General features: G+C 62.8%; 1 protein-coding gene. It reads left to right on the top strand.

Features of this window, described 5'->3' with window-relative positions:
- The first annotated feature begins 260 nt into the window (after positions 1 to 260).
- Entirely contained in the window at positions 261 to 1409 is a 1149-nt protein-coding gene (gene serC / locus ACESMD_RS03720) for a 3-phosphoserine/phosphohydroxythreonine transaminase (protein ID WP_372610449.1), read from the top strand.
- Positions 1410 to 1910: the final 501 nt, after the last annotated feature.

A 1910-nucleotide genomic window follows, 5' to 3' on the forward strand; every position in this document is an offset into this window, starting at 1 on the left:
TCTACTGCGAAACCCGGGCTTCCGGCCAATTTCATTCGATTTGATTCGTTAAATAGCGCGCTATTCGCCTCATCAGATCGATAAACTTGTCTCGAAATCCGTATTTCTCGCGACGATCGGTCAAGTCCGACAGCCTGCTAGAATGGTGCTTGCGGGGGAGGCCATGGCTTTTTTTCGGGAGTAGGGTTTTCGTGGGAGGGCGCTTCAGCGCGCGAGGTTTTCCCTGTCATGCTGTCTAGACCGGATCTGGAATACTTTCAATGACACGCCACTATAACTTCTGCGCCGGCCCGGCGGCCCTGCCGCCCTCCGTGCTGGAACGCGCCCGCGACGAGATGCTCGACTACCGGGGTCAGGGCCTCTCGGTGATGGAGATGAGCCATCGCAGCGAGGGCTATATCGCCATCGCCGAGCAGGCCGAGGCGGATCTTCGTGAGCTGCTGACCATCCCGGCCAACTACAAGGTGCTCTTCACCCAGGGCGGAGCCACCCTCCAGTTCGCCGCCGTGCCGTTCAACCTGCTCGGCCCCGGGGGTACGCCCAACTTCCTCAATACCGGTATCTGGAGCCAGAAGGCCATCGACGAGGCCCTGCATCTCGGCGGTGCGGCCCACATCGCCGCCAGCAGTGAAAGCAGCGGCCACAGCGCCGTGCCTCGCCCGGCGGACATCCGCCTGACCGACGATGCCGCTTACCTGCATTACACACCCAACGAGACCATCGGCGGCCTGGCCTTCGATTATATCCCCGGAAGTGAGCCCGGTAGTGAGGGTAGTGAAGATAGTGAGAAAGAAGGGCTCCGTCGGCCCGATGGCACCGAGGTGCCGCTGGTCGGCGATCTGTCGTCGACCCTCCTCTCCGGCCCGCTGGATGTCTCCAGGTTCGGCGTGATCTACGCCGGTGCCCAGAAGAACATCGGGCCCGCGGGGTTGGTGGTGGTCATCGTGCGCGATGACCTTCTCGACCGCGCCCGGCCCGACATGCCCTCCCTGTTCAGTTATCAGGCCCTGGCCAAGGCCGGCTCCATGCTCAATACGCCGGCCACCTACAGCTGGTACCTGGCCGGCCTGGTGTTCCAGTGGCTCAAGCACGACATCGGCGGCCTGGCCGCCATGGACGCCATCAACGAGCGCAAGGCCGCCAAGCTCTACGCCGCCATCGACGCCAGCGGGCTCTACGCCAACCCGGTCGCCCTGCGCAATCGCTCGCGGATGAACGTGCCCTTCGTGCTGGCCGACCAGCGACTCGATGCGCCCTTCCTGGCCGAGGCACAAGACGCCGGGCTGCTCAACCTCAAGGGCCATCGCAGTGTGGGCGGGATGCGGGCGAGCCTCTACAATGCCGTACCCGAGCACGCCGTGGACGCCCTGGTCGCTTTCATGGCGGATTTCGAGAAAAGACGAGGCTAGCAGGAGGATTATCTGTCATTGCCACCGGAGCCGCTTTTCGTGGGAGGGCGCTTCAGCGCGCGAGGGTTTTGCGGCTTTTCGTGGGAGGGCGCTTCAGCGCGCGAGGTTTTTGTGGCTTTTCGTGGGAGGGCGCTTCAGCGCGCGAGGTTTTTGTGGCTTTTCGTGGGAGGGACGGCTCGGCGGTTCGACTTCAGCGAAAAGCAAGGACGGTGACAATGATAGGTGGGAGGCCGGCTCTGCCGGGCGAGAAGTTTGCCAGTAAGAACCTCGCCCGATAAATCGGCCTCCCACGAAAAGCAAGGACGGTGGCAATGCAGGTGGGAGGCCGGCTCTGCCGGCGGTTCGACGCCTCGACGAGAAGTTTGCCAGTAACAACCTCGCCCGATAAATCGGCCTCCCACGAAAAGCAAGGACGGTGACAATGATAGGTGGGAGGCCGGCTCTGCCGGGTGAGACGTTTGCCAGTAAGAACCTCGCCCGATAAATCGGCCTCCCACGAAA

This window comes from Halomonas sp. (assembly GCF_041689495.1).
GTDB lineage: Bacteria > Pseudomonadota > Gammaproteobacteria > Pseudomonadales > Halomonadaceae > Halomonas.